The 23,924-nt window shown below is 71.4% G+C and carries 27 protein-coding genes; 13 read left to right on the top strand and 14 right to left on the bottom strand.

Features of this window, described 5'->3' with window-relative positions; translation table 11 throughout:
* Nucleotides 1-71: 71 nt before the first annotated feature.
* Complete coding sequence (locus tag OG974_RS24335) at nucleotides 72-1,268, top strand: calcium-binding protein (RefSeq protein ID WP_328763358.1); 1,197 nt, start codon at nucleotides 72-74, stop codon at nucleotides 1,266-1,268.
* A gap of 25 nt (nucleotides 1,269-1,293) precedes the next feature.
* On the opposite strand, the gene OG974_RS24340 is transcribed toward OG974_RS24335, so the two are convergent.
* Together OG974_RS24340 and OG974_RS24345 are read right to left on the bottom strand one after the other, a co-directional pair.
* Nucleotides 1,294-1,767, bottom strand: a complete 474-nt coding sequence (locus OG974_RS24340) for a carboxymuconolactone decarboxylase family protein (RefSeq protein ID WP_327284800.1) — start codon at nucleotides 1,765-1,767, stop codon at nucleotides 1,294-1,296.
* A gap of 94 nt (nucleotides 1,768-1,861) precedes the next feature.
* Nucleotides 1,862-2,908, bottom strand: a complete 1,047-nt coding sequence (locus tag OG974_RS24345; RefSeq protein WP_327284801.1) for an AraC family transcriptional regulator — start codon at nucleotides 2,906-2,908, stop codon at nucleotides 1,862-1,864.
* Nucleotides 2,909-3,025: 117 nt separating this feature from the next.
* Here OG974_RS24345 and OG974_RS24350 point away from each other — a divergent pair, with 117 nt between their 5' ends.
* The 3 genes from OG974_RS24350 (at nucleotide 3,026) to OG974_RS24360 (ending at nucleotide 6,424) form a co-directional block, all read left to right on the top strand.
* Nucleotides 3,026-4,774: a long-chain fatty acid--CoA ligase gene (locus tag OG974_RS24350; RefSeq protein ID WP_327284802.1), complete on the top strand. Its 1,749-nt coding sequence runs from the start codon at nucleotides 3,026-3,028 to the stop codon at nucleotides 4,772-4,774.
* Nucleotides 4,775-4,817: 43 nt separating this feature from the next.
* Nucleotides 4,818-5,510: an alpha/beta hydrolase gene (locus tag OG974_RS24355; protein WP_327284803.1), complete on the top strand. Its 693-nt coding sequence runs from the start codon at nucleotides 4,818-4,820 to the stop codon at nucleotides 5,508-5,510.
* A gap of 176 nt (nucleotides 5,511-5,686) precedes the next feature.
* A complete protein-coding gene (locus OG974_RS24360; protein ID WP_327284804.1) occupies nucleotides 5,687-6,424 on the top strand; it encodes a hypothetical protein in 738 nt (245 codons plus the stop codon).
* Nucleotides 6,425-6,473: 49 nt separating this feature from the next.
* Here OG974_RS24360 and OG974_RS24365 read toward each other — a convergent pair whose 3' ends face one another.
* The 5 genes from OG974_RS24365 to OG974_RS24385 all read right to left on the bottom strand — a co-directional run bounded on the left by OG974_RS24365 (nucleotide 6,474) and on the right by OG974_RS24385 (nucleotide 9,394).
* Nucleotides 6,474-6,716: a DUF397 domain-containing protein gene (locus OG974_RS24365; RefSeq protein WP_328763360.1), complete on the bottom strand. Its 243-nt coding sequence runs from the start codon at nucleotides 6,714-6,716 to the stop codon at nucleotides 6,474-6,476.
* Nucleotides 6,713-7,540 carry a helix-turn-helix transcriptional regulator gene (locus OG974_RS24370; protein ID WP_328763361.1) on the bottom strand — a complete coding sequence of 276 codons (828 nt, stop codon included), beginning with the start codon at nucleotides 7,538-7,540 and terminating at the stop codon, nucleotides 6,713-6,715. Before OG974_RS24370 ends, OG974_RS24365 begins: the two co-directional genes overlap by 4 nt.
* A gap of 160 nt (nucleotides 7,541-7,700) precedes the next feature.
* A complete protein-coding gene (locus OG974_RS24375; protein ID WP_327284806.1) occupies nucleotides 7,701-8,270 on the bottom strand; it encodes a hypothetical protein in 570 nt (189 codons plus the stop codon).
* Nucleotides 8,271-8,422: 152 nt separating this feature from the next.
* Nucleotides 8,423-8,896 carry an SRPBCC domain-containing protein gene (locus tag OG974_RS24380; protein ID WP_371644471.1) on the bottom strand — a complete coding sequence of 158 codons (474 nt, stop codon included), beginning with the start codon at nucleotides 8,894-8,896 and terminating at the stop codon, nucleotides 8,423-8,425.
* A 57-nt stretch (nucleotides 8,897-8,953) separates the two neighbouring features.
* Nucleotides 8,954-9,394, bottom strand: a complete 441-nt coding sequence (locus tag OG974_RS24385; RefSeq protein ID WP_371644473.1) for a VOC family protein — start codon at nucleotides 9,392-9,394, stop codon at nucleotides 8,954-8,956.
* A 60-nt stretch (nucleotides 9,395-9,454) separates the two neighbouring features.
* Between OG974_RS24385 and OG974_RS24390 the strand changes: the two genes are divergently transcribed.
* Both OG974_RS24390 and OG974_RS24395 read left to right on the top strand, forming a co-directional pair.
* Nucleotides 9,455-9,907, top strand: a complete 453-nt coding sequence (locus tag OG974_RS24390; RefSeq protein ID WP_327284809.1) for a MarR family transcriptional regulator — start codon at nucleotides 9,455-9,457, stop codon at nucleotides 9,905-9,907.
* A gap of 231 nt (nucleotides 9,908-10,138) precedes the next feature.
* A complete protein-coding gene (locus tag OG974_RS24395; RefSeq protein ID WP_371644475.1) occupies nucleotides 10,139-11,881 on the top strand; it encodes a lytic transglycosylase domain-containing protein in 1,743 nt (580 codons plus the stop codon).
* 223 nt (nucleotides 11,882-12,104) lie between these two features.
* Here the strand turns inward: OG974_RS24395 and OG974_RS24400 are convergent, their stop codons facing one another.
* Nucleotides 12,105-12,308 (bottom strand): cold-shock protein, encoded by a 204-nt coding sequence (locus OG974_RS24400; protein ID WP_030162033.1) that lies wholly within the window; start codon nucleotides 12,306-12,308, stop codon nucleotides 12,105-12,107.
* Nucleotides 12,309-12,545: 237 nt separating this feature from the next.
* On the opposite strand from OG974_RS24400, the gene OG974_RS24405 reads away from it, so the two are divergent.
* The 4 genes from OG974_RS24405 (at nucleotide 12,546) to OG974_RS24420 (ending at nucleotide 17,457) form a co-directional block, all read left to right on the top strand.
* On the top strand, nucleotides 12,546-13,409 hold the full coding sequence (locus tag OG974_RS24405; RefSeq protein ID WP_327284811.1) for a menaquinone biosynthesis protein: 864 nt from the start codon (nucleotides 12,546-12,548) through the stop codon (nucleotides 13,407-13,409).
* A gap of 326 nt (nucleotides 13,410-13,735) precedes the next feature.
* Nucleotides 13,736-15,511, top strand: a complete 1,776-nt coding sequence (locus OG974_RS24410) for a serine/threonine-protein kinase (protein WP_327284812.1) — start codon at nucleotides 13,736-13,738, stop codon at nucleotides 15,509-15,511.
* Nucleotides 15,512-15,585: 74 nt separating this feature from the next.
* A complete protein-coding gene (mqnC, locus tag OG974_RS24415) occupies nucleotides 15,586-16,785 on the top strand; it encodes a cyclic dehypoxanthinyl futalosine synthase (RefSeq protein ID WP_328763364.1) in 1,200 nt (399 codons plus the stop codon).
* A 6-nt stretch (nucleotides 16,786-16,791) separates the two neighbouring features.
* Entirely contained in the window at nucleotides 16,792-17,457 is a 666-nt protein-coding gene (locus OG974_RS24420; protein WP_327284814.1) for a hypothetical protein, read from the top strand.
* Here OG974_RS24420 and OG974_RS24425 read toward each other — a convergent pair.
* Together OG974_RS24425 and OG974_RS24430 are read right to left on the bottom strand one after the other, a co-directional pair.
* Nucleotides 17,454-17,723, bottom strand: coding sequence for a helix-turn-helix transcriptional regulator (locus OG974_RS24425; protein WP_327284815.1), 270 nt, complete (start codon nucleotides 17,721-17,723; stop codon nucleotides 17,454-17,456). The genes OG974_RS24420 and OG974_RS24425 overlap by 4 nt on opposite strands.
* A gap of 58 nt (nucleotides 17,724-17,781) precedes the next feature.
* The gene (locus OG974_RS24430) at nucleotides 17,782-18,699 is read right to left on the bottom strand and encodes a DUF3152 domain-containing protein (protein WP_371644479.1); all 918 of its coding nucleotides are present in this window, start codon (nucleotides 18,697-18,699) and stop codon (nucleotides 17,782-17,784) included.
* A 254-nt stretch (nucleotides 18,700-18,953) separates the two neighbouring features.
* Between OG974_RS24430 and OG974_RS24435 the strand changes: the two genes are divergently transcribed.
* A complete protein-coding gene (locus OG974_RS24435; RefSeq protein WP_327284817.1) occupies nucleotides 18,954-19,646 on the top strand; it encodes a demethylmenaquinone methyltransferase in 693 nt (230 codons plus the stop codon).
* A gap of 14 nt (nucleotides 19,647-19,660) precedes the next feature.
* Nucleotides 19,661-20,572: a glutaminase gene (locus tag OG974_RS24440; protein WP_371644481.1), complete on the top strand. Its 912-nt coding sequence runs from the start codon at nucleotides 19,661-19,663 to the stop codon at nucleotides 20,570-20,572.
* Nucleotides 20,573-20,814: 242 nt separating this feature from the next.
* Here OG974_RS24440 and OG974_RS24445 read toward each other — a convergent pair whose 3' ends face one another.
* Entirely contained in the window at nucleotides 20,815-21,333 is a 519-nt protein-coding gene (locus OG974_RS24445) for a GNAT family N-acetyltransferase (protein WP_327284819.1), read from the bottom strand.
* A 97-nt stretch (nucleotides 21,334-21,430) separates the two neighbouring features.
* On the opposite strand from OG974_RS24445, the gene OG974_RS24450 reads away from it, so the two are divergent.
* Complete coding sequence (locus tag OG974_RS24450; protein ID WP_371644483.1) at nucleotides 21,431-22,714, top strand: geranylgeranyl reductase family protein; 1,284 nt, start codon at nucleotides 21,431-21,433, stop codon at nucleotides 22,712-22,714.
* Between the two features lie 60 nt (nucleotides 22,715-22,774).
* Here the strand turns inward: OG974_RS24450 and OG974_RS24455 are convergent, their stop codons facing one another.
* From OG974_RS24455 to OG974_RS24465, 3 genes are all read right to left on the bottom strand, one after another.
* On the bottom strand, nucleotides 22,775-23,224 hold the full coding sequence (locus OG974_RS24455; protein ID WP_327284821.1) for a DNA-binding protein: 450 nt from the start codon (nucleotides 23,222-23,224) through the stop codon (nucleotides 22,775-22,777).
* The gene (locus OG974_RS24460; RefSeq protein WP_327284822.1) at nucleotides 23,218-23,460 is read right to left on the bottom strand and encodes a hypothetical protein; all 243 of its coding nucleotides are present in this window, start codon (nucleotides 23,458-23,460) and stop codon (nucleotides 23,218-23,220) included. Before OG974_RS24460 ends, OG974_RS24455 begins: the two co-directional genes overlap by 7 nt.
* A 90-nt stretch (nucleotides 23,461-23,550) precedes the next feature.
* Nucleotides 23,551-23,871, bottom strand: coding sequence for a hypothetical protein (locus tag OG974_RS24465; RefSeq protein WP_327284823.1), 321 nt, complete (start codon nucleotides 23,869-23,871; stop codon nucleotides 23,551-23,553).
* Nucleotides 23,872-23,924: the final 53 nt, after the last annotated feature.

Here is a 23,924-nt window from a genome sequence, read left to right on the forward strand (position 1 = left end):
CCCCGCTTGCAGAGCGGGCCGAGTGTGGCAGTACTCCCTGCGATGCCGTTACGGACCCTCGGAGGACTTGCATGGCACGCATCATCTCGGCCGGTGTCGTCACTGCCGCGCTGTTCGGCCTGGGGATCCCGGCGGCCGGTGCCGCCGCCCCGGTGACCTGTTTCGGGGTCGCCGCCACCATCACCGGCACCGGCGTCATCAACGGGACGCCCGGCAATGACGTCATCGTCGGCTCGGCGTCCGCCGACACCGTCAACGGGCTCGGTGGCAACGACCTCATCTGCGGGCTCGGCGGCAACGACCAGCTGGTCGGCGGTGCCGGGAACGACCGGCTCGACGGCGGCGCCGGCAACGACGTCATGCGCGGCGACGCGGCCGTCGCCTCCGGCAACGCCACCGGCGGCGGCCACGACGAGCTGCGCGGGCGCGACGGCGACGACGACATGGTCGGCGACTCGTTCACCGCCAGTGGGAATGCCGTGGGCGGGGGGAACGACCTGCTGGACGGCGGGGCCGGCGCCGACTTCATGGTGGGCGACTCCGAGAGCGATGACGCCGGGACCGCCCGGGGTGGCGGCAACGACCGCATGTTCGGCGGCGACGGCGACGACGAGCACATGACCGGCGACAGCGTCGCCCTGGGCGGCGACGCCACCGGCGGCGGCAACGACCTGCTGGACGGCGGCAACGGCGACGACGGCCTGCTCGGGGACTCCGCCTCGCCCTTCCAGGGGACGGGCACGGGCGCGGGCAACGACGTCCTGCGCGCCGGCCCGGGCACCGGGGACAACGTCGTCGGTGACAGCGAGGGCGTCGCGGGAGCCGTCGGCAGCGGCGGCAACGACCAGATCGACATGGGTGTCGACGGCGGCGTCTTCGCCCTGGGCGACCACAACATCGGCGACCCCGACGGCGGGCGGGCCAGGGGCGCGGGCAACGACCGGATCACCGGCGGTTCCGGTGCCGAGATCCTCATCGGCGACAGCTCCGTCGGCGACGACTCCGTCACCTCGGCCGGAAACGACCAGATCGACGGCGGGGGCGGCGACGACACGCTCTTCGGTGACAACTCCAACTTCGACGGGGACGCGACCGCGGGCACGGCGGGCGGCCGGGACCAGCTCCGCGGCCGGGCCGGCGACGACTCGATCTTCGCCGGCCCGGCGGACGACTTCCTCGACGGCGGCCCCAACACCGACGCCTGCGACGGTCAGGCCGGCACCGCCGATGTCGCCGTCAACTGCGAGTCGACGGCCAACATCCCCTAGTCCTCCCGCGGCTCCGGCGGCCGGGTCAGCCGAACTGGCCCGGCTGGTAGTCGCCGGCCGGCTGCTGGATGATCACGTTCATCCGGTTGTAGGCGTTGATCAGGGCGATCAGCGAAACCAATGCCGCCAGCTGGTCCTCGTCGTGGTGCTTGGCGGCCTCGGCCCACGCCTCGTCCGTGACCCCGCCCGCCGCGTCGGCGATGCGGGTGCCCTGCTCGGTGAGTTCCAGGGCCGCCCGCTCGGCGTCGGTGAAGACCTTCGCCTCGCGCCAGGCCGCGACCATGTTCAGGCGGAGCGTCGTCTCCCCGGCGTGCGTGGCGTCCTTGGTGTGCATGTCGAGGCAGAAGCCGCAGCCGTTGAGCTGGCTGGCCCGGATCTTCACCAGCTCCTGCGTGGCGGCCGGGAGGGTCGAGTCGCTGACGACCTTGCCTGCCGAGTTGATGTACCGGGCGAACTTGCCGGCCACCGCGTTGCCGTAGAAGTTGAGGCGAGCTTCCATCGTGGACTCCTTGTCGTATCGACCGTTACACAGCACTGACGGAACGCGCGGACCGGATGTGACAGGACGGCGGCGCGGAGGTGAGTGACGCGCGTCACTCTGCCGTCCAGCGTTCCACGAGGTCGTCCTGCGCGGGGCCCGACGCGACGCGGTACGCGCCCGGAGTCGTGCCCGTCCAGCGGCGGAACGCGCGGTGGAAGGCGGTGTCCTCGGAGAAGCCGAGGCGGGCCGCCAGTTCGGCGATGGGTTCGTTGCCCTCCGCCAGGCCCGCGATCGCCGCGTCCCGCCGTACGTGGTCCTTCAGCTGCTGGAACGAGGTCCCCTCCTGCTGGAGCCGGCGCCGCAGCGTCGCCGGGGACACCGCCAGCCGTGCCGCGACCTCCCCGAGCGCCGGCAGCCGCGGGGAGCTGCGCAGTTGCCGGGCGAGGGCGCGGCGGACCTGTTCCGAGACGGTCGTCCCGTACGCCGGGCGCGACAGCAGGTCGAAGGGGGCCCGGCGCAGCATCTCGTCGAGCGAGGCCTCGTCCCGTACGAGGGGTGCGGCCAGCCAGTGGGCGTCGAAGGCGGCGCCCGTACGGTCGGCCCCGAAGCGGACCGGGCAGTCGAAGAGGATCTCGTACTCGGCCTCGTGCGGCGGCGGGGGATAGGCGAACGCCGCGTGCGCGAGGGGGATGCGGCGGCCGATCAGCCAGCTGCTCAGCCGGTGCCAGATGGCGAGCACGCATTCGGTGAGGAAGCGCTGCTCGTCCCGCGCGAAGTCGTTGCGGACGGTGAACCGGGCCTCGGAGCCGCTCACTTCGAGCGCGAGCTCCGGGCCGCCCGCGAACAGGCCGTAGAAGGTCGCGGCCCGCTCCACCGCGGCGCCGAGGTCCCGGCAGCCGAGCGAGGCGTGGCACATCATCGCGAAGGTGCCCGGGCGGCTCGGTACCGCCGACAAGCCGAGGAACTCGTCCTGCGTGGTCCGGTACAGCGCCCGGAACAGCCGGGCGAACTGCGCCGGGGTGATCCGCGCCCGGTCGTCGCCGAGCAGCAGCGGCGGGATCTGCGCCTCCTGGAGCAGTGGCACGGTGTCGATGCCGCCCCGCGCCGCCCCCGCGAGCAGGGCACGCACATGGTGCACGGTGATCGTCCGCCTCCCCATGGGTTCGACGGTAGCCCCAATGAGCGCTGGGGTCAGCGGGGCTGACGCTTCCGGTCATGCCGATCGGCGTCCGCAGCTGCCTAGCGTCGGGGGTCACCCATCCCGGGAGGGGAAGCCATGGACGGTCGGCCGCACACGCTGGCGGTGTTCACCCAGTGGACCGAGGACAGGTACGGGCAGGAGACCGCGCTGCGGTTCCGGTCGCCGGACGGCGGGTGGGAGACCCGTACGTACGCGGAGCTGGGCGCGGCGGTACGGCGGACGGGTCGGGCGCTGCTCGCGCTGGGGGTCGGTCCCGGCGAGCGGGTGGCGGTCCTGGCCGAGACGCGGCCGGCGTGGACGTACACCCACTTCGGGATCCTGGCGGCGGGCGCGGTCCTCGTACCGGTGTACCCGACGGCGGGGGAGGAGGAGCTGGCCTGGGTGCTTGCGGACTCGGAGGCGGTGGCCGTGGTCTGCGACGACGCGGCGCAGGCGGACCGGGTGGAGGCGCTGCGGGCGAAGCTCCCGGCGCTGCGCGCGGTCGTACGGATGGACGCGCTGACGGGCACGGACGCGCCGGCGGGCCTCGAACGGGTTCCGGAGGCGGAACTCCTGGAGCGGGCCCGGCGGGTGGCCCCGGAGGCGGACGCGTCGATCGTCTACACCTCGGGGACGACGGGCTTGCCCAAGGGCTGCCGCATCACGCACGGCAACACGGGCGCCATCCAGGACGCGACGCTCCCGCTGATCCAGGGCGGACCGGGCGACTCCACCTACCTGTACCTGCCGCTGGCGCACGTGCTGGCTCAGCTGATCCAGTTCACGACCCTGCTGGAGGGCGGTGAGCTGTGCTACTTCGGCGGCCGCATCGAGGACGTGCTGTCCGAGCTGGGCGAGGCGCGGCCCACCCACCTGCCGTCCGTGCCGCGCCTGTTCGAGAAGGTGCACTCGGTGGTGCTGTCGCTGGCCGAGTCCCAGGAGGGCGGCGCGGACCGCTTCCGGGAGGCGGTGCGGCTCGGGGTGCTGGCGGCGGAGGGACGACTGCCCGAGTCCGACCGGCCGGCGTACGAGGAGGCGGAGAAGAACCTGTACTCGCTGGTCAGGGGCGCCTTCGGCGGCCGGCTGAACCAGGCGGTGACCGGGGCGGCGCCGATCGCCCCGGCGACCATGGACTTCCTGCGGGCCTGCGGGATCGCGATCTACGAGGGCTACGGGATGACCGAGACCGCCGGGCTGATCAGCCTGAACCACCCGGGGGCCGTGCGCCCCGGCACGGTCGGCCGGCCCATCGCGGGCTGTGAGGTCCGCATCGCGCAGGACGGCGAGGTCCTGGTCCGGGGCCCGATGGTCTTCCCGGGCTACCACGCGGACCCGGCCGCGACGGAGCGGGCGCTGGATGCGCAGGGCTGGCTGCACACCGGGGACCTGGGGGAGGTGGACGCCGACGGGTTCCTGTCGATCACCGGCCGCAAGAAGGAGCTGATCATCACCTCGGCGGGGAAGAACATCACGCCGACGGAGGTCGAGTTCGCCGTCCAGCGCTCCCGGTACGTGTCGCGGGCGGTCCTGATCGGCGACCACCGGCCCCACCCCGTCGCCCTGATCACCCTGGACGCGGAGGAGATCACGGCCTGGGCGCGGCGCGAGGGCCTCGACCTGGACCTGCCCCGGGCGGCCGCCCACCCGGCGGTCCGCGCCCTGGTCGAGGAGGCGGTCACGGCGGCCAACGGAACGGTCTCGCGCCCGGCCCGCATCCGCGCCTTCCACGTCCTGCCGGAGGACTTCACCGTCGAGGCGGGCACCTTGACCCCGACCCTCAAGCTCCGCCGCACGGCGGTGGCGCAGCGCTACGCGACGGAGATCGACGCGCTGTACGGGGACTGACGGCCGGGGCGTCGTTGTCAGTGGGCCGGGCTACGGTGCCGCCATGACGAACTACGTACTGGTGGCAGGCACATGGCTCGGCTCGTGGGCGTGGGAGGAGGTGGCCGAGCGGCTGCGCGCTGCGGGGCACGGCGTCCATCCGCTGACGCTGTCCGGCCTGGCCGAGCGGCAGGGCGAACCGGCCGGACAGCAGACGCACGTCCGGGACATCGTGTCCGAGGTCGAACGCCTCGACCTGCGCGAGGTGGTCCTCGTCGGCCACAGCTACTCGGGCATCCCGGTCGGCCAGGCCGCCGAGCGGATGGGGGACCGGCTGGCCCGGGTGGTGTTCGTGGACGCCAACGTCCCGGTGGACGGCAAGTCCTTCTCGGACGCGTGGCCGGTGCAGGCCGAGATCGACGCCCACGGCGGCTCCTGGCCCCCGCTGACCGCCGACGACTACGCGGGCCAGGGCCTGGACGCGGAGCAGATCGACCGCATCGTGTCGGGCTCGACCCCGCACCCGGGCGCCACCCTCACGGAACCGGCGGAGCTCACGGGCGCGCTGCCCGAACTCCCTGCGCTGTACGTGAAGTGCCTGCTGGACGGTGAGGACCCCGGCCCGGTGGTGACGGGGCTCCTGGAGGGCGAGCGGTGGAGCCTCGTGCAGATGGAGACGGGGCACTGGCCGATGTTCTCGGCGCCGGCGGAACTGGCCCGGATCCTGTCGGACGCGGCGAGGGCTTCCAATGCCTGACGTTACGTCAAGATAGGTGCAACGGCGGTAAATTGAGGGCGAGTTGAGCCTGGAGGCAAAGGCTCCCCTTCATGATCGAGTTCTGAGGAACCCTTGAGCCGGAAGCCCTTGGTCCGCTGGTTGACTGACGCCGCACCAAGCCAAGCCACCCCCCAACCCGAGAGGGTCAGTCACCCATGTCCATGGCCACCACCCGCCGCCTCGCCACCACGGCCTTCGTCGGCCTCGCCGCCGCCGCACTGCTGGGTACGGGAACCGCCAACGCCTCGATCATCTCCGGCGACGGCATGCGCATCGCCTCCTACGAGAACAGCCTGAAGAACAGCACCGAGCCGGAGGCCGCGGCCACCCTCAAGGAGTTCGACGCGCTGGCGCACGACAAGAAGATCAAGTTCCTCGACTACACCGAGGACCCCGAGAACCTCAAGGCGCTGCTCCAGGAGGCCGCCGACGTTCCCGAGGCCGGGAAGTCCGTGCACTCGCTCGTGAACCTCAAGGACGGCGACGTTCAGATCCAGGCCGACAGCGACGCCACCTTCAAGCCCGACGCCGATGTCGACGGGGTCGCGGCCGGCGGCAAGCTCTCCCGGGGCTGGTGGGAGACCACGTACTCCGTGAAGCAGAAGATCCTCGGCGTCACGGTCACCAAGCTCAGCCTGTGGGTGAACTACTACACCAACGGCTCGTCCATCACGAAGGTCGACCACGCGGACTGCGCCAAGCGCAACTACAACGCCGCCGTGTCCATCGGCCACAGCGTCCCGAAGGCGCAGCTGGCCAGCGGTACCGCCATCGGCGAGGTGATCTGGGAGGGCTCGATCATCTACCGGGGCTTCGGCATCGAGATCGACAAGCGGCACCAGGTCAAGGCCAACGCGTACGGGTTCAAGAGCGGCTACCTGAAGAACATCTAGCCGGACCGGCCCAGGGCGCGCACGGGGGTGCCCTGGGCCACACCGTCGGCTAGAGGCTGATGCCACCCAGGAACGCGGCCCAGACGGTCGGCGCCACGGCCATCTCGGGCCCTGAGGTCACCTTGGAGTCCCGGACGTGGACGGTGCTCGCGCAGGCGGCTACCTCGACGCACTGGCCGCCTTCGCCGCTGCTGTAGCTCGACTTCCGCCAGTCGAAGGCGACTTCGACGCACTCGCCGCCCTCGCCATCGCTGTAGGAGCTCTTGAACCAAGCCAGGTCGGTGGAATTCATCTTTCTCCCAGCATCTTCTCGATCAGAGCCAGTGACTCATCCGGCGTCAGCGCCTGTGCCCGGATGATCCCATAGCGCTCCGCGTAGATCCGTACCTGTTCCGGATCGGTGATGAGGTTGGGGTGGCCGTAGCTCTCGGTGTAGGCGACCTGCTGGCGACCCTTGGGGGTGAGGAGGGTGAACGAGCCTCCCATCGCGGCATGTTCGCGCCGGTCAAACGGCATGACCTGGAGTTCGACGGTGCGCAGGCTGCCGATCTCGATGAAGCGGCGCAGCTGCTTTTCGTGCGCTGCCGGGCCGCCGACGGGGCGCATCAGCAGGCTGTGGTCGAGTACGAAGCTGAAGGTGGGCGAAGGCCACTGCTCGAAGATCTGCTGGCGAGCCAACCGGTCCGTGACGCGCTTCTCGATGGTCTCCTCGGATAGGAGGGGGCGGCGTTTCACGAAGATGGATCGCGCGTGGGCTTCCGTCTGAAGCATGCCAGGCACACCCTGATGGCCGTAGTAATGCAGGGCCACCGACGCCGCTTCCGCCTCCGCGAACTTGCGGAACCAGTCGGGATGCCGGGTGCGGGCGCGTTTCAGGGCCTCCTTTACCTCCGGGATCGCCGCCAGCAGGACCCCGTTGGCGCACAGCGCCCGGTCGGTGTTCTCCAGGAAGTCCGGCTGGGGGGTGCGTACTCCCCGTTCGATCGAGGAGATCAGCTCCTCGCTCACCCGCACCCGTGCGGCCAGTTCCTTCTGCTGGAGGCCCGCCGCTTCTCGGAGCGCCTTGATCATTTTTCCGAGCGCCTTGAAGAGGTACGTGGTGCCGTCGACCTCCATGGGTCGCTCCGGCTGTTCCTCGCGGTCTGACAGGTCGTTCACAGGCTGAACCGCCCTCGTCCGTACGGGCCGTACACGCAATACCGAAAAGCGTACGGCGGGTCCGACACGCTGGGTGAGGGGATGACCGAAATCAGTGACATTGCACGCGGGGGTCAGATCACGACTTCAGGGTGAAGCCGCCGCTCACGACCTTGTCGAACGGGGCCGGTGCCATGCACTTGGACAGGGTCATGTCCGCCGCACCGGACAGTCCGACGCGGGCGGGGCCGGCGGCGCCCTTGCCGGGCACGTAGAAGCTCATGCCCAGGCGGACGTGGTCCTTCAGCATGGCCGGGAAGGGATCGCCGGGATTGTTGCTGGCGGCCACGATCCGCCCGGTGACCGTGGCGTTGGGGCCACCCGTCGTCAGGCAGTCGACCTCCATCTCGGCCCAGTAGGTGCGCGACGAGCCGTCCGGCTGGGGAATGGTGTGCGAGAGGCGGAAGGTGCCCTCGGTCTTGGTGGGGTACCAGGGGTTGTCCTTGGTGAAGGTGGCGCGGGCGTCGACGCTGACCCGGATCTCCTCGTTGGCCACGGGGTAGTCGAGGTGGGCCGAGCCCTTGAGGCGGGCGGTGCTCTCCGCGGCCGGGGGCGGCGGCGGGGTCGCGGCCGAGGCGGTGGCCGTCGTGCCGGTCAGGGCCGCGGCCAGGGCGAGGAGGGCGGCGACGTGCAGGGTCCTTCGGCGCATGGCGGTGGTGCTCCGTCCGGATCGGGGAGGGGCCGGGGCCGTGTGTCCACGGGCCCGTGCGGTCCCCTCGATCCTCGCGAGTGGGGGTGGCCCGCACGTCCGCCGCGGGGGCGATGTGCCTCCCCCGCCCGGGGGAGGGGCCGGGGGCGGAGTCAGTCGGAGCCCGTGAGGGCCTCGTCCTGGCGCTCCAGGATCTGTTGCCAGGCCGCCTCGTGGTTGTCGCGGGAGGCCTCGTCGAGGAAGCCGGCGTGGGTCAGCCGCAGGTGCGTGCCGATGGGGTGGGGGAGGAGCTCGACGGTGAGCACCGTCTCGGCTCCCTCCGTGCCGCCCCGGCCCGTCACCCACGTCAGCTCCACGAGGCGATTGGGGACCAGCCGCAGGAAGCGCCCGTAATGCGGGTGTCTGGTCGGCGTGGCCCCCGGCTCCGGTGCGAACTCCGTCTCGAAGAAGAACGGCGCGTTCACTTCGGCCCTCATCAGGACCGAGCCCGGTGCGGCGAACCAGCGGTCGAACTCCTCGGTCCAGCCCGCGTACAGGGTGTGCTCGCCGGCGATCATCGAGCGTTCGACGGTCAGCCGGTGGGGGCGGTCCGACAGGTCGGGGACGCGGATCGGATCGGTGGTCATGGCGATGACCCTAGTGACCGGGGTACCCCGCGCACGGGTGCGACGCGGGGCGGCCCGCTAGTACGACTGGAGCTCCCACAGGTTGCCCTCGGGGTCGCGGACGTGGGCGCTGCGCAGGGTCGGGCCCCACTCCGGGCGGTCGGCGGGCGGGGCCGCCGGGGTGGCGCCGCGGGCCAGGCAGGCGGCGTACGCGGTGTCCACGTCGGGGACGCGGCTGACCAGCATGCTGCGGTCGGCGGAGGCGGAGGCGGAGGCGGAGGCGGAGGCGGAGGCGGTGGCGGAGGCGGTGGCGGTGTCCAGCGGTGCCACCGTGGCGGCCATCGCCGAGCGGTCCAACAGTGAGAGCACGCCCTGGTCGGCCACGTCCCAGGAGGCGTACGGGCCGTCGCCGCCGCCGCGGGTGCGCGTCGCGCCGAGCAGTTCGGGGAGCAGGGCGTCGTAGAAGCGGAAGGTTTCGCCGAAGCGGGCGACGAGGAGTCGGGGATGCAGGGCGTCCATGGCGGGCTCCGTCAATCAGTAGGTGGGAACCAATGATTGGTGTCACCCTACAATGTGTCCATGCTGCCGCTCTCGACGCCCCGACTGACCTCCCTCACCCCGTACTTGCTCTCCACGGTGGGCAAGGAGGCCCGCACCCTCGTCGGTGACCGGCTCGCCGCGCACGGGCTGCGGCTGTGGGACATGGCCGTGCTCGCCGCCCTCGACGATCACGGGCCGCAGCCGCAGCGCGATCTCGCCGAGCGGCTCGACGTGCACCCGAGCGACGTGGTCAAGGTCCTCGACGGTCTCGCCCGGCTCGGATACGTCGGGCGGGAGCGCGACACGGCCGACCGGCGCCGCGTCCTGGCGAGCATCAGCGAGCCGGGCCGGCTGTTGTTGGACGAACTGGCGGCGGAGACCGAGGCCGTCGGCGACCGTCTGTTGGCCCCGCTCGATGCGGCCGAACGGGCCACGCTGCAGGCGCTGCTGCAGCGGGTCCACGCCCATGCTCGGGCGGACGCGGGAGAGTGAATCCGGCCCCAAAGCGCAATCACGGTCAAACCAGGGTTCATTGGGGTCTTTCCGGCGCGCAACGGCGGATGTTGTCCGTTCGGTCGTGAGGACCCGGTGAAGCCGAGACGAATGGTGTGTCATATCTGTCGGGGTAGCGGCGAGTCGCGTCGGAATACCTGATAGACAGTGAATATCCACGGCTCGACCCGCCGTATACCTTGTCGGCCGCCTTGGGGGGATCGCCGAACTGTGAAGCCGCTTCACCGTCACCTCGTCAACACCTCGCGCAAGGTCCTGTGCACGGCCGCGCTCGCGGCCAGCCTGACGACCGCCGCCGTGGTGACCAACACGTCCACCGCCGACGCGGGGGAGTCCGAACCGACCCCGGACAGCCCCCAGGCCACCGACCGCGGTGACGCCCGCCTCGACCTGCCCGACCCGCTCGCCGACCCGGCCGCACCGCCCACCACGGGCACGGGCGCGGCCGAGGGCGCCAGCGGTATCCCCGCGACCGCACTCGACGCCTACAAGCGCGCCGAGCTCTCGGTGGCCGCCGCGCTTCCCGGCTGCAAGCTGCCCTGGCAGCTGCTCGCCGGCATAGGCAGGGTCGAGTCCGTGCACGCCTCCGGCTACGGGCTCAAGGCCGACGGCTACACCGAGAAGCCGATCCGCGGCCCGCGCCTCGACGGCAACGGCTTCGCCGAGATCAAGGACACCGACAAGGGCGAGTTCGACGGTGACGCCGTCTACGACCGCGCCGTCGGCCCGCTGCAGTTCATCCCCTCCACCTGGGAGAAGTGGGGTGCCGACGGCAACGGGGACTCCAAGCGCGACCCGAACAACATCTACGACGCGGCGCTGGGCGCCGGCCTCTACCTGTGCGCGGGCGACCGGAACCTCTCGGACGAGGCGCAGCTCGACCGGGCGATCCTCAGCTACAACAACTCCCGCGAGTACGTGAACACCGTGGTCGGGTACATGCACCAGTACCAGAACGGTGCCGCCGGAGTGCCGAACCCGCCCGTCGGGAACTACCCGACGCCGCCCACGACGACGCTGCCCACGCCGAGCCCGAGCACGCCGTCGCACACCCCGAAGCCGAATCCGACCCCGAAGCCGACGCCCACGCCGCAGAAGCCGACCGAGCCGCAGAAGCCGACGCCGCCGGCCCCGACCCTGGCCAAGCTGGAGCTGGTTGGCAGCGCGGAGCTCAAGGCCGAAGCCGGGTCCGCGTTCGCCACGGCCCCGCGGATCAAGGCGCTGCTCAGCGACGGCAAGCCGGCCGCCGCCAAGCCGATCCTGTTCGAGCTCAAGGACGACACCACGGGCTCCTCCATCGGGGCGGAGGGCAAGACCTTCCTCGTGGTCGACACCGACTCCGAGGGCGTCGCGACCCTGCCCGGCCTGAAGGCCGGAGCCAAGGCGGGCGGCTTCACCCTGCGGGTCGCGGCCTACAACACCGCCGCCCAGCTCACGGTGAACTTCACCGGCACCGTCACGGCGAAGCCGGCCCCGGTCGCGGACAAGTTGACCCGTACCGACGCCGACGCGGCGAAGCCGCTGGAGGTCGTCGCGGGCAAGAGCTTCACCGGTGTGGAGGTCACGGCCACCGCCAAGGACAAGGCGGTGGAGGGCACGCAGGTCACCGCCGGGCTGGTCGAGCAGAACGAGGCCGGCGCGTGGGTGCCGGTGGACCCGGCGAAGTCCAAGGGCCCCTGGTTCAAGGACAAGGACGGGAAGAAGGTCACCAGCCTGCTCCTCGCCCCGACGGGCGCCGACGGCAAGATCGCGCTGCCGGAGCTGTTCACCACGGACGTGGCCCCGGGCACGTACCGCCTCCACCTGATCACGAAGGACAACGTGGTCCTGATCCTGGACCTCAAGATCACGGCCGCCCCTACGACGACGCCGACGCCCCCGGTGACGCCGACGCCCCCGGTGACGCCGACGCCGACGCCGACGCCGACGTCGACGACGGCCGGCAAGCAGTGATGCGGTCGGGACGAGCCGCCGGGTTCCGGTAGCCCGTCCCCGCGGGCTCGCCCGCGAACGCCATCGCCCCCGTCACCGTGTTCACGGTGGCGGGGGCGATGGCGTTCGCCCCGTCCCCCACTCCGGGAGGGGAAAGGCAGGAGCCCCACCGCCTCCGAGTGAACGGAGGAGGCAGGGCTCCTTGGGTACTGCTATCCAACCGCGATTAGGTTGGCCCAGGCGACTAGGCCGGGGTGACGTTCTCCGCCTGCGGGCCCTTCGGACCCTGCGTGACGTCGAAGTTCACCATCTGGTTCTCCTCCAGGGAGCGGAAGCCAGAGGCGTTGATCGCGGAGTAGTGGACGAAGACATCCGGGCCGCCGCCGTCCTGGGCGATGAAGCCGAAGCCCTTTTCAGCGTTGAACCACTTCACGGTTCCGGTAGCCATGAGCCCTCCTATGGGCCAAAGGGTCGCCCTGCTCCAGAACCTGCTAAGAAGTCTGAAAACTACAAAAGCCTGCGGGTCACATTCTCCGCAGGCCTCGTACTGCAAGGGAAACCAAACTGCAACTTGCGACGAGCCTAGCACGCACCCTGCGGCGGAGACCAGAGGGAAAGATCACGTCACTCGGACGTTTGAGGCCCGCCTGAAGGCTGACGGAGACGCGGGGGCTAGTCTCGCGATGTGGACGTCTATCGCAGCCGGCCCCGCGTCGGCCACATTCAGTTCCTGAACTGCCTTCCCCTCTACTGGGGGCTGGCCAGAACCGGCACGTTGCTGGACCTGGAGCTGACCAAGGACACCCCCGAGAAGCTGAGCGAGCGCCTCGTCCAGGGGGAGCTCGACATGGGTCCGATCACCCTCGTGGAGTTCCTCCGCAATGCCGACCAGCTCGTCGCGTTCCCCGATCTCGCGGTCGGCTGCGACGGCCCGGTGATGTCCTGCGTGATCGTTTCGCAGGTGCCGCTGGACCAGCTGGACGGGGCCCGGGTCGCGCTCGGTTCGACCTCCCGCACGTCCGTACGCCTCGCCCAGCTGCTGCTTTCCGAGCGGTACGGGGTCGAGCCGGACTACTACACCTGCCCGCCCGACCTGGGCCTGATGATGCAGGAGGCCGACGCGGCCGTGCTGATCGGGGACGCCGCGCTGCGCGCCTCGCTGCACGATGCGCCCCGGCTCGGCCTCGACGTCCACGACCTGGGGCTGATGTGGAAGGAGTGGACCGGACTGCCGTTCGTCTTCGCCGTCTGGGCCGCCCGCAAGGACTACCTCGCCCGCGAGCCGGTCGTCGTCCGCAAGGTCCACGAGGCCTTCCTCGACTCCCGTGACCTCTCCCTCGAAGAGGTCGCCAAGGTCGCCGAGCAGGCGGCCCGCTGGGAGGCCTTCGACGCCGATCTGTTGCAGCGGTACTTCACGACGCTCGACTTCCGCTTCGGGCCCGAACAGTTGGCCGGTGTAAGGGAATTCGCGCGACGTACGGGAGCGACCACGGGCTATCCCGAGGATGTCGCCGTGGAGCTGCTGAACGGTGACGGCGCGCGCGTCTGATCGCATCCCCGGATCGATTAACGGGCGGTAGCCAGGGTTCCGGTCGCGGGGGATATGCCGTTTCCCGGGAATTCCCCCCTCTTTTCGCTTTTCCGACCATCGGACGGGAATGCGGAGTACCCCATTCGGCGGAGCGCGCACGTGGCGCCCGCGAGCCCTGTCGTCGACACCCGGCTCGGCCTGCCGACCGCGACGTCCTCGGCCCCGACCCGCAGGCCCTTGAGCAGGTGCCCGCCGGGTTCGAGCCGGCCGGATCCGCCCCGACGGGCCGGTGACGGCTCTAAGGTGCTCTTGGCGATCAGGGACCGAACGGGGAGGGGGACGCGATGCAGCCGCTCGACGCAGGCGAACCGCGGACCATCGGCGCGTACCGGCTGCTCGGCCGGCTCGGCTCCGGCGGCATGGGACGGGTCTACCTGGGCCGCAGCGCGGGCGGCCGGACGGTGGCCGTCAAGATCGTGCACCCGCACTTCGCCTCCGACGAGGAGTTCCGCGCCCGGTTCCGCCGCGAGGTCGAGGCCGCGCGGCGCGTCGGCGGCGAGTGGACCGCGCCCGTCCTGGACGCCGACCCGGAGGCGACGGTGCCGTGGGTGGCCACCGGGTACGTGGCGGGGCCCTCCCTGGGCGGCGCGGTGGCCGCGCACGGGCCCCTTCCCGAAGCCTCCGTACGGGCCGTCGGAGAAGGCCTGGCCCGCGCCTTGGTGGCCGTCCACGGGCTGGGCCTCGTCCACCGGGACGTGAAGCCGTCGAACGTGATGCTGAGCCTCGACGGCCCCCGACTGATCGACTTCGGCATCGCGCGGGCCACCGACGGGACCGCCTCCCTCACCTCCACCGGCGTCTCCATCGGCTCGCCCGGCTACATGTCCCCCGAGCAGATCCTCGGCAAGGGGATCACCGGCGCCGCCGACGTGTTCTCGCTCGGCGCGGTGCTGGCCTACGCGGCGACCGGGCAGCCGCCGTTCACCGGGGACAACTCGGCGACCCTCCTCTACAAGGTGGTTCACGAACCGCCGGACCTCGACGCGGTCCCGGCCGGCGGACTGCGCGAGCTGATCGCGGCCTGCCTGGCCAAGACGGCCGCCGACCGGCCCGCCCCGGAGGCGATCGCGCAGACCCTCGCCGGAGCCCTCCACACCCGCGGCTGGCTTCCCGCGCCCCTCGTGGAAGAGGCCAGCCGCGCAGCGGTCGCCCTGCTGGACCTGGAGGCCGATCACTCCGGGGGAGGGTCGGGTCCGGCGGAGTCCGGGTCCGGGCCGGTGTCGTTCACGGGAGGCTCGTTCGGGGCGCCCGACCCTTCGTACGGCCGGGCCCCCCTGTACGCCGGCCAGGCCGTGCCGGCCGGCGGGACGCAGCCCGGCGCCGGATTCACGACTCCGGGCAGCGGCTCCTTCGCCGCGGCCCACGGGCAGAACCCGTACGGTCCCTACGGGCCGCCGCCGGCCGCCGTCCACGGCAGTCCCACCGCGACCTCCGGCGGTGGTGTGCCGCAGCCGCGGACCGCCCCCGACGCGGCCCGCCAGGTCACCTTCAACGCGGCCGGACGGCGGTTCAGCTGCTCGCTGGTCCTCGCGGCGACGGCCGTCCTGGCCGTACTGTCCGGCGGCGGTCTGTACGGGCTCGGGCTGCTCCCGGGCACCGGCGGCGACCAGGACCACACCGCTGCCACACCCCCGAAGGGCTCGGGCACGGCCTCCGCGGCCACCCCCGCACCGTCGGGAGCGACACCGAGCGGCACCCGGGGAGACGTCCCCAAGGAGCTCACCGGCACCTGGAAGGGCACGGTCACCACCGCCCGCGCGGGCGTCGCCGCCGAATTCGAGATCACCATAAAGACCGGCAGGGTCGGCGAGGTCGTGGGCCGGGACAAGTCGATCCTCCCCGTCCTCGGTACCGACTGCAGCGGCGACTGGAAGCTGGCCTCCGCCACCGACCGCTCCCTCGTCCTGAACACCACGGGCGGCCCCAACCCGGCCCCCGGCATCTGCTCCAACGGGTCCGCCAACGAGCGTTTCACCCTCAACGCCGACGGGACGCTCCACTACAAGTCGGGCGACGTCCCGGCCGGAAACCCCGAGGGCGACCTCACCCGCATCCCCTGAAATCCGAGGCCGGGCCCTGGCGTAGGCTGGATCGGTCCGTACCTCTTGACACACCGCCGAAAGGTGACGCACCGGTGACCGACCAGGCCGCTCTCCAGTCTGTCCTCGACCGCGCCGCCGCAGGGGGCCGGATCACCAAGGAAGAGGCGCTCGACCTCTACCGGCACGCCCCGCTGCACGCGCTCGGCCAGGCGGCCGACGCGGTGCGCCGCCGCCGTTACGCCGGCACCGAGCACATCGCGACGTACATCATCGAGCGCAACATCAACTACACCAACGTGTGCGTCACGGCGTGCAAGTTCTGCGCCTTCTACGCGGCCCCCAAGGACACCAAGAAGGGCTGGTCCCGCGACCTCGACGACATCCTGCGCCGCTGCGCGGAGACCGTCGAGCTCGGCGGCACGCAGATCATGTTCCAGGGCGGACACCACCCCGACTACGGCGTGGAGTACTACGAGGAGCACTTCTCCGCCATCAAGAAGGCGTTCCCGCAGCTGGTCATCCACTCCCTCGGCGCGTCCGAGGTCGACCACATGGCCCGGATCTCGGGCGTGAGCGCCGAGGAGGCCATCCGCCGCATCCACGCGGCCGGCCTGGACTCCTTCGCGGGCGCCGGCGCCGAACTCCTGCCGGAGCGGCCGCGCAAGGCGATCGCCCCGCTGAAGGAATCCGGCGAGCGCTGGCTGGAGATCATGGAGATCGCCCACGGGCTGGGCGTGGAATCCACCTCCACCATGCTGATGGGCACCGGCGAGACCAACGCCGAACGCATCGAACACATCGCGATGATCCGCGACACGCAGGACCGCACGGGCGGCTTCCGCGCCTTCATCCCGTACACGTACCAGCCCGAGAACAACCACCTCAAGGGCCGGACCCAGGCGACGGTCTTCGAGTACCTGCGGATGATCGCGATCGCGCGGCTCTTCCTCGACAACATCGCCCACATCCAGGGCTCCTGGCTCACCGTGGGCAAGGAGGCCGGCCAGCTCTCGCTGCACTACGGCGCGGACGACCTCGGCTCGATCATGCTGGAGGAGAACGTGGTCTCCTCGGCCGGAGCCAAGCACCGGTCGAACCGGCAGGAGATCATCGACCTGATCCGCAAGGCGGGCCGCGTCCCCGCGCAGCGCGCGACGACGTACGAGCACCTCGCCGTGCACGAAGACCCGGCGAACGACCCCGTCGACGACCGCGTGGTCTCGCACATCTCGTCCACGGCGATCGAGGGCGGCACGGCGCACCCCGAGCTGAAGCTCATCCCGACGAACTGAGGCCCGGTGCTGACGCTTCACACCGCCGATCTCCTCGTCGCCGGACCAGGGGCCGCGCCGCTGCCCGGCGGGGCGGTCCTCGTCGACGGGGACCGGATCAGCCGCGTGGGCCCGTACGAGGAGCTCGGCGCGGCCTGGCCGCACGCCCGGGTCCGGCGCTGGCCCGGCGTACTGACGCCGGGGCTGCTCGTACGCGGGGCGGACGAGCTCCTGGAGCGCACGTACTACCCGGACGACCCGTACGAGACCGCCGAGCTCGGCGCGGACCCCATCAGCGGGGCCGAGGCGCTGGCCGGCCTGTCGATGACCGAGTCCCGCTGGGGCAACAGCGCCCGCCGGGCCACGCAGAAGCTACTGGCCCGCGGGGTCGTGGCGGTGACCGGGCGGCTCACGGTCCCGTCCGTGCGGACGGCAGTGATCCGCTCGGGCCTCACGCTCCTCCCGCCCGCGGCCGCGACGCCCCCGGACCTGCCGTCCCCGGACCTGCCGTCCCTGGACCCCTTCGCCGGCCGCGACACGGCCGAACAGGCCTTCTTCGGCACCTTGGAGCCGGGCACCCCGGCCCGTTTCGCGGTCTTCGCGGCCCCCGACGCCGAAGCGCTCCTGAAGCAGGGCGCCACCACCTGCGTGGCCACCGTGATCGCAGGCCGTCTCCTGCACCGCCGCCGCTAGGTCCTGACGCCCTCTCGGGCCAGGGCGGCCAGGAGACAGGCCTGGAGGCGGCTTATGCCGCCCAGCTTCGCCCGGATGTTGTGGACGTGGAACTTGACCGTGCTGACGGACAGTTGCAGCTCCCCGGCGAGTTCCGCGTTCGAGGCGCCGGTCGCAAGGCACAGGAACACGGTCGACTCCTGCTCGGTGAGCTGGACCTCCCGCCGCAGCTCCTCCCCCGTACGGGGCGGAAACCAGGCGGGGACGCTGAATCTGACGACATTCATGGTTCCACTCCTCGGCACCGGCCGATGCGCTGGTCAACACATCGGCGCTCCCTGTGCCTTAAGGGACGGGTGGTCCCGACAGGTAGGTTCCATTTCCGTCGAACGGCCAGGCGTTGGCCTCGCAGCCGAGCAGCCCCTTGATCTGCTGCATCATCGCCGGAGCGGGCTTTCCGGGGCCCGGGCAGGTCTCGTGGTCGTGGCCTATTTCGTGGCCCACCTCGTGATTGACGATCAGCGCCCGGTACTCCTCCACGGCACCCTTGAACTGCGGTGATCCCTCCAGCCAGCGCTTGAGGTTGACCACGACCGTGTGACCGGCCCGGCAGTTCGTCTCACCGATCAGTTCCGGGGTGACCACCTCGCACAGCCGGTCGGTCGTCGTGGGTGTGGCGATCTTCACGGTGAAGTCCACCGGCTGGCCGGTGCCGACGAGCTGGAAGCCGTACGCCGGGTCCTTGATCCAGCCCCGCGGGTCCCCGAGGATCTTCTCCACGGCGTGCGCGGCGGTGTCGGCGTCCACCCCGCTGCCCTCCTCGACCTCGATCCGCCACTTGCGGACGGTCCCCTTGCCCTGCGCCTGCCCGGAACGGGAAGAGGCCGCGAACACCCCCGGCCCGGACTGCGGCACCGCGGAACCGGAGCCGCCGCCCGGCTTCGCGTCCGCGGTGCCCGGCTTCGCCGGCGGGGCGGAGGACGGGCCGGCCTGGGGGGAGCCGGAGGAACCCGAAGGGGACGGAACGGCGGCGTCCCGGTCGGGCGGCGCGGCGGGCGGCGCGGCCACGCTGTCGGAGACGGACTCGGCGTCGTCCAGCGGCACCACCGCGTACGCGGTCGCCAGGGCGGCGACCAGCGCCGCCGAGCCGAGGAACGTACGGCGGAGCCGCTTTCGCCGCTCGGCCCGGCGCCGGGCGCGCGGGCCGAGGGGGGAACCGCGGCCGGTGGAACGGCCTCGACCGATGGATTGGCCTGCCGGCATCGTGGAGCCCTTTGTTCGGGAATATCGTGTTTCGGCGGTCCTTGTCGGACCGTTCCGGCCAGTCAACGCGGCTCCGCGGGCTCCGCGTAACTGTCCATCGGGCCAGTTGTGCGCACCGCTGCCCCACCGCTGCGCACCGCTGCCCCGCCCCTGCGCACCGCCCGGTAGCGGGCCCCGGGCCGGGCGGCGGGCCAGGCCTGAGAGGATGGTCCGCAGACCGCCGATCCGCATCGCACACCAAGGGGCGAACGCCAGTGACAAGGGCTTCCCTGGACAAGCAGCCGCACGAAGTCGCCTCCATGTTCGACGGTGTGGCGGCGAACTACGACCTCACCAACGACGTCCTCTCCCTCGGACAGGCCCGCCTGTGGCGCAAGGAGGTCGCCAAGGCGGTCGGCGCGCGCCCCGGACACAAGGTGCTGGACCTGGCCGCCGGAACCGCGACGTCCTCGCTGCCGTTCGCCGCGACCGGCGCGTACGTCGTCCCCTGCGACTTCTCCCTCGGCATGCTCCGCGAGGGCAAGAAGCGCCACTCCTGGCTGCCGCTGACCGCGGGCGACGCGACGAAGCTGCCGTTCAAGGACGACGTCTTCGACACCGTGACGATCTCCTTCGGCCTGCGCAACGTCCAGGACACCGACGCCGCGCTGAGCGAGCTGTACCGGGTGACCAAGCCCGGCGGCCAGGTCGTCATCTGCGAGTTCTCGCAGCCCACCTGGGCGCCGTTCCGCACGGTCTACACCGAGTACCTGATGCGCGCCCTGCCGCCGGTGGCCCGCGCCGTGTCCTCCAACCCCGATGCCTACGTGTACCTCGCCGAGTCGATCCGCGAATGGCCGGACCAGCCGGCGCTGGCCGCGCTGCTGCAGAAGGCCGGCTGGTCCAAGGTCGCCTGGCGCAACCTGAGCGGCGGCATCGTCGCGCTGCACCGCGGCTCCAAGGCCTAGGGAGCGCGGGCCCGGTGGACTACCAGGAGCTGCTGGAGCGGATCGCGGCGGACATCGCCCCCTTGGTGGGCAGCGGTACGCCCGCCGAGTACATCCCGGCGCTCGCGTCCGTGGACGCCGGGCAGTTCGGCATGGCCGTCGCCGATCTCGACGGCAACGTGTACGGGGTGGGGGACTGGCAGGTGCCGTTCTCCACGCAGTCGATCACCAAGGTGTTCGCCCTGGCCCTGGCACTGGCCGAGGGCGGCGACAGCCTGTGGGAGCGGGTCGGGCGGGAGCCGTCGGGCAACCCGTTCAACTCCCTCGTGCAGCTGGAGTACGAGAACGGCATTCCGCGCAATCCGTTCATCAACGCGGGCGCGCTCGTCGTCACCGACCGGCTGCAGACACTGACGGGCGACGCGAGCAGCGAGCTGCTGGAGTTCCTGCGGCAGGAAAGCGGCAACCCGGACCTCGGCTTCGACGCGGAAGTCGCCGCGTCCGAGCAGGAGCACGGCGACCGCAACGCCGCGCTCGCGCACTTCATGGCTTCCTACGGGAACATCGACAACCCCGTGCCGACGCTGCTCGACCACTACTTCTGGCAGTGCTCCATCGAGATGAGCTGCGCCGACCTGGCACGGGCGGCGCGGTTCCTGGCCCGGCACGGGCTGCGCGCGGACGGCTCGCGGCTGCTGACGCGGAGCGAGGCGAAGCAGGTCAACGCGGTGATGCTGACCTGCGGGACGTACGACGCGGCCGGAGAGTTCGCCTACCGGGTGGGCCTGCCGGGCAAGAGCGGCGTGGGCGGCGGGATCGTGGCGGTCGTCCCGGGACGGTGCACGCTGGCCGCCTGGAGCCCGGGCCTGGACCCCCACGGCAACTCGGTCGCGGCCGCGGCCGCCCTGGACCGCTTCACCACCCTGACGGGCCTCTCGGTCTTCTGACGCGCCGCTCGCACGCCTCGGCGCCGGGGCGCCTTCCCGCCTTCCCGGCTTCGCGCCGTTGCGCCGTTGCGCCGGACTCCGTCCATCGGGCCGGGGCGGGGCCGGCGGCAGTGGCCGGGGCCGGTGCGCACGGCCGCTGCGCGGGGCCGCCCCTCCCCGCCCCTCCCGCCCACCGGGCTCCGCCCGGGGGGTGTTGGGGGGCCGGACCCCGCCAACGGCGCTGCGTGCGGGCGGGCCCGGGGCTAGTCGGGCTGGAGGGTGAGTTCGTAGCGGCGGCCGTACTTCTGGCCGTTCGGGAGGAGGAAGCGGGACGCCAGGGTCATGCCCAGCCGTTCCGCGACCGCGATCGACCGCTGGTTCTCGTCGTTGATCATCGCCACCACCCGCGGCACCCCGGCCGCCCGTACGCGTTCCAGCGTCGCCAGCGCCGCGGCATACGCGTACCCCTTGCCCCAGGCGGAGCGACCCAGCCGCCAGCCGATCTCTACCTCCCCGACCGGCCCCCATTCCTTCTCCCGCGGCCACGGCTGCGCGCCGGTGAACCCGATCACCGCGCCCTGCGCGTCCAGCAGCGTCCAGAGGCAGTAGCCGAGCTGCGCATCGTGCATCCGCTGCCGCGCGGTGAACTCCTCGTACAGGGACAGCTCGGCGGGACCGCCGAGGAACTCCATCACGTCGGGGTCGTCGAAGACCCCGTGCCAGGCCCGCGCATCCTCGTGGGTGGGCACGCGCAGCTCTACGGCGGGGAGCGAGGTGGTCATCGGGCAGCCCTTCGGGTTCGTGATCTCTCTCGCTGCATAGACTGCACATGTCCTGTGCCGTTGGGCACCCTTTATCGAGCCTTCGGGAGACCCCGCAGTGACCGAGCCCCTCTCCGAACACTCCGCGGATGTGATCGTCGTCGGGGCCGGACCCGCCGGCTCGACCACCGCCTACTACCTCGCCAAGGCGGGACTCGACGTCCTGCTGCTGGAGAAGACGGCGTTCCCGCGCGAGAAGGTCTGCGGCGACGGTCTGACCCCGCGCGCCACCAAGCAGCTGGTGGCGATGGGCATCGACATCTCCGAAGAGGCCGGCTGGCTGCGCAACAAGGGCCTGCGGATCATCGGTGGCGGCCAGCGGCTCCAGCTGGACTGGCCGGAACTCGCCTCCTTCCCCGACTACGGACTCGTCCGCAAGCGCGACGACTTCGACGAGACCCTGGCCCGCCAGGCCCAGAAGGCCGGCGCCCGCCTGTACGAGCGGTGCAACGTCGGCGAGCCGGTGCGGGATCCGCGGACCGGCCACATCACGGGCGTGCAGGCCAAGCTCGGCGAGGAGAAGATCCCGGTCACCTTCAGCGCGCCCCTCGTCGTCGCCGCCGACGGCAACTCCTCCAGGCTGTCCCTCGCGATGGGCCTGCACCGGCGCGAGGACCGGCCGATGGGCGTGGCCGTGCGGACGTACTTCACCTCCCCGCGCCACGACGACGACTACCTGGAGTCCTGGCTGGAACTGTGGGACCGGCGCGGAGCCCAGGACCGGCTGCTGCCCGGCTACGGCTGGATCTTCGGCATGGGCGACGGCACGTCCAACGTCGGTCTCGGCATCCTCAACTCCTCCTCCGCCTTCCGGGAGCTGGACTGGCGCGAGGTCCTCAAGGCCTGGTGCGCGTCCATGCCGGAGGACTGGGGCTACACCCCCGAGAACATGACGCAGCCGATCCGCGGCGCGGCCCTGCCGATGGCCTTCAACCGGCAGCCGCACTACACCAAGGGCCTGCTGCTCGTCGGTGACGCGGGCGGCCTCGTCAACCCGTTCAACGGCGAGGGCATCGCCTACGCGATGGAGTCGGGCCAGATCGCGGCCGACGTCATCGTGCAGGCGCACGCCCGGTCCACGCCGGCGCAGCGCGAGCTGGCCCTGCACAACTACCCGAAGGTGCTCAAGGAGACCTACGGCGGCTACTACTCGCTGGGCCGCGCCTTCGTGAAGCTGATCGGCAACCCGAAGGTGATGAAGGTCGCCACCCAGCGCGGCCTGACGCACCCGGTGCTGATGCGGTTCACCCTGAAGATGCTGGCCAACCTGACCGACCCGGCGGGCGGCGACGCGATGGACCGCATCATCAACGGCCTCTCCAAGGTGGCTCCAAAAGCCTGATCATTCAAGGCCGGGCCGCTCGTTGGGTAGTTGAGCGGCCCGGCTCCTGACGTTTGGCCGTCAGACGTTGACGATCTTCACCTTCGGCGAGCCGGGAAGCTCCTCGGCGGCCTTGCACAGCGCCGGGATGTGCGACTTGTCGGAGGTGACGAGGAGTACCGGGGGCGGGCAGAGCGCGGCGGTGGCCACCACGAGTGCGTCCACGAGGCATTCGTGCCCGTCAAGGCCCGAGGTATCCAGCAGCTTCGCTGCGGCGTCTGTCACCGCGTCGTTGACCGGTTTCACGTCGAACCGGGACAGCAGGAACCGGAGTCGCTTGGCGGCTTCTCCTGTTCGGCGCACCTCCAAGGGCGTCAGTGCGGACAGCGCCACGCGTCTGCCGCTCTGCTGAGCGACCTCGATGCGCGCACGCATCCCCTCGTCGCCGTCGACGTGAAGCGAAAGCCCCTGGGCGTCCAGGACGAGCGTGCCCTCGCTCTTGGCTTTGATCTTGAGGCGCTTGCTTACCACTCCTGTTCCGCCTGCCGCCGCGCTTCGGCGGAGACGGGGCCGAACGCCTTGCGGTCGGCGGCCACGACCTCACGGAGCTTCTGCGCGGCGAGCCATTCCTCCAGGGCTTCGGCCACGACGGAGGAGAACCCGTTCTTGCCGGTGCGCTCCTCGACTTCCTTGATCAACGACTGTGCGAGCGACACGGATCTCTTACCGGCCCGCTCGGCGGCCTGGGGCGCTACGTGGCTGCTCATACCTAAAACGTAACACCGCTGGTAGGAAATTTCTCGTCCGATGGTTACCCCGGTGGAACCAAGGTGGCCCCGAAGGCCTGACGGGTGGCGTTACGAGGCGGGTCGGGCCGGGGTCTCGCCGGTTCGGTCCGCTCCGTCGTCACCGGAGCCTTCGTACGGGGCGGGCTCCGCCGCGCCGTGGACGGTGCGCACGCAGCGGGCCAGCAGGACCAGGCCCCACAGCAGCAGCGTGAGCGCAACGGCCCAGCCGAGCCCCAGGATGACGGGATGTCCGGGTTTGTGCCACGGGCGGGCGGTGTTCAGCAGCCAGCCGCCGACGGCGAGCAGGAAGAGCCCGGTGGCGGCCGGTGTAGCGGTGGGGTCGACGGTTCCCCCGCCGGAGCCGTGCTCCTCGTACGCCCTGCCGATCACGGTCCACCACCTCCCGGGCTGCATCTGTCCGCAGCACCCCCGCCATCTTCTCA

This window comes from Streptomyces sp. NBC_00597, from assembly GCF_041431095.1.
In the GTDB taxonomy this organism is placed as follows: domain Bacteria; phylum Actinomycetota; class Actinomycetes; order Streptomycetales; family Streptomycetaceae; genus Streptomyces.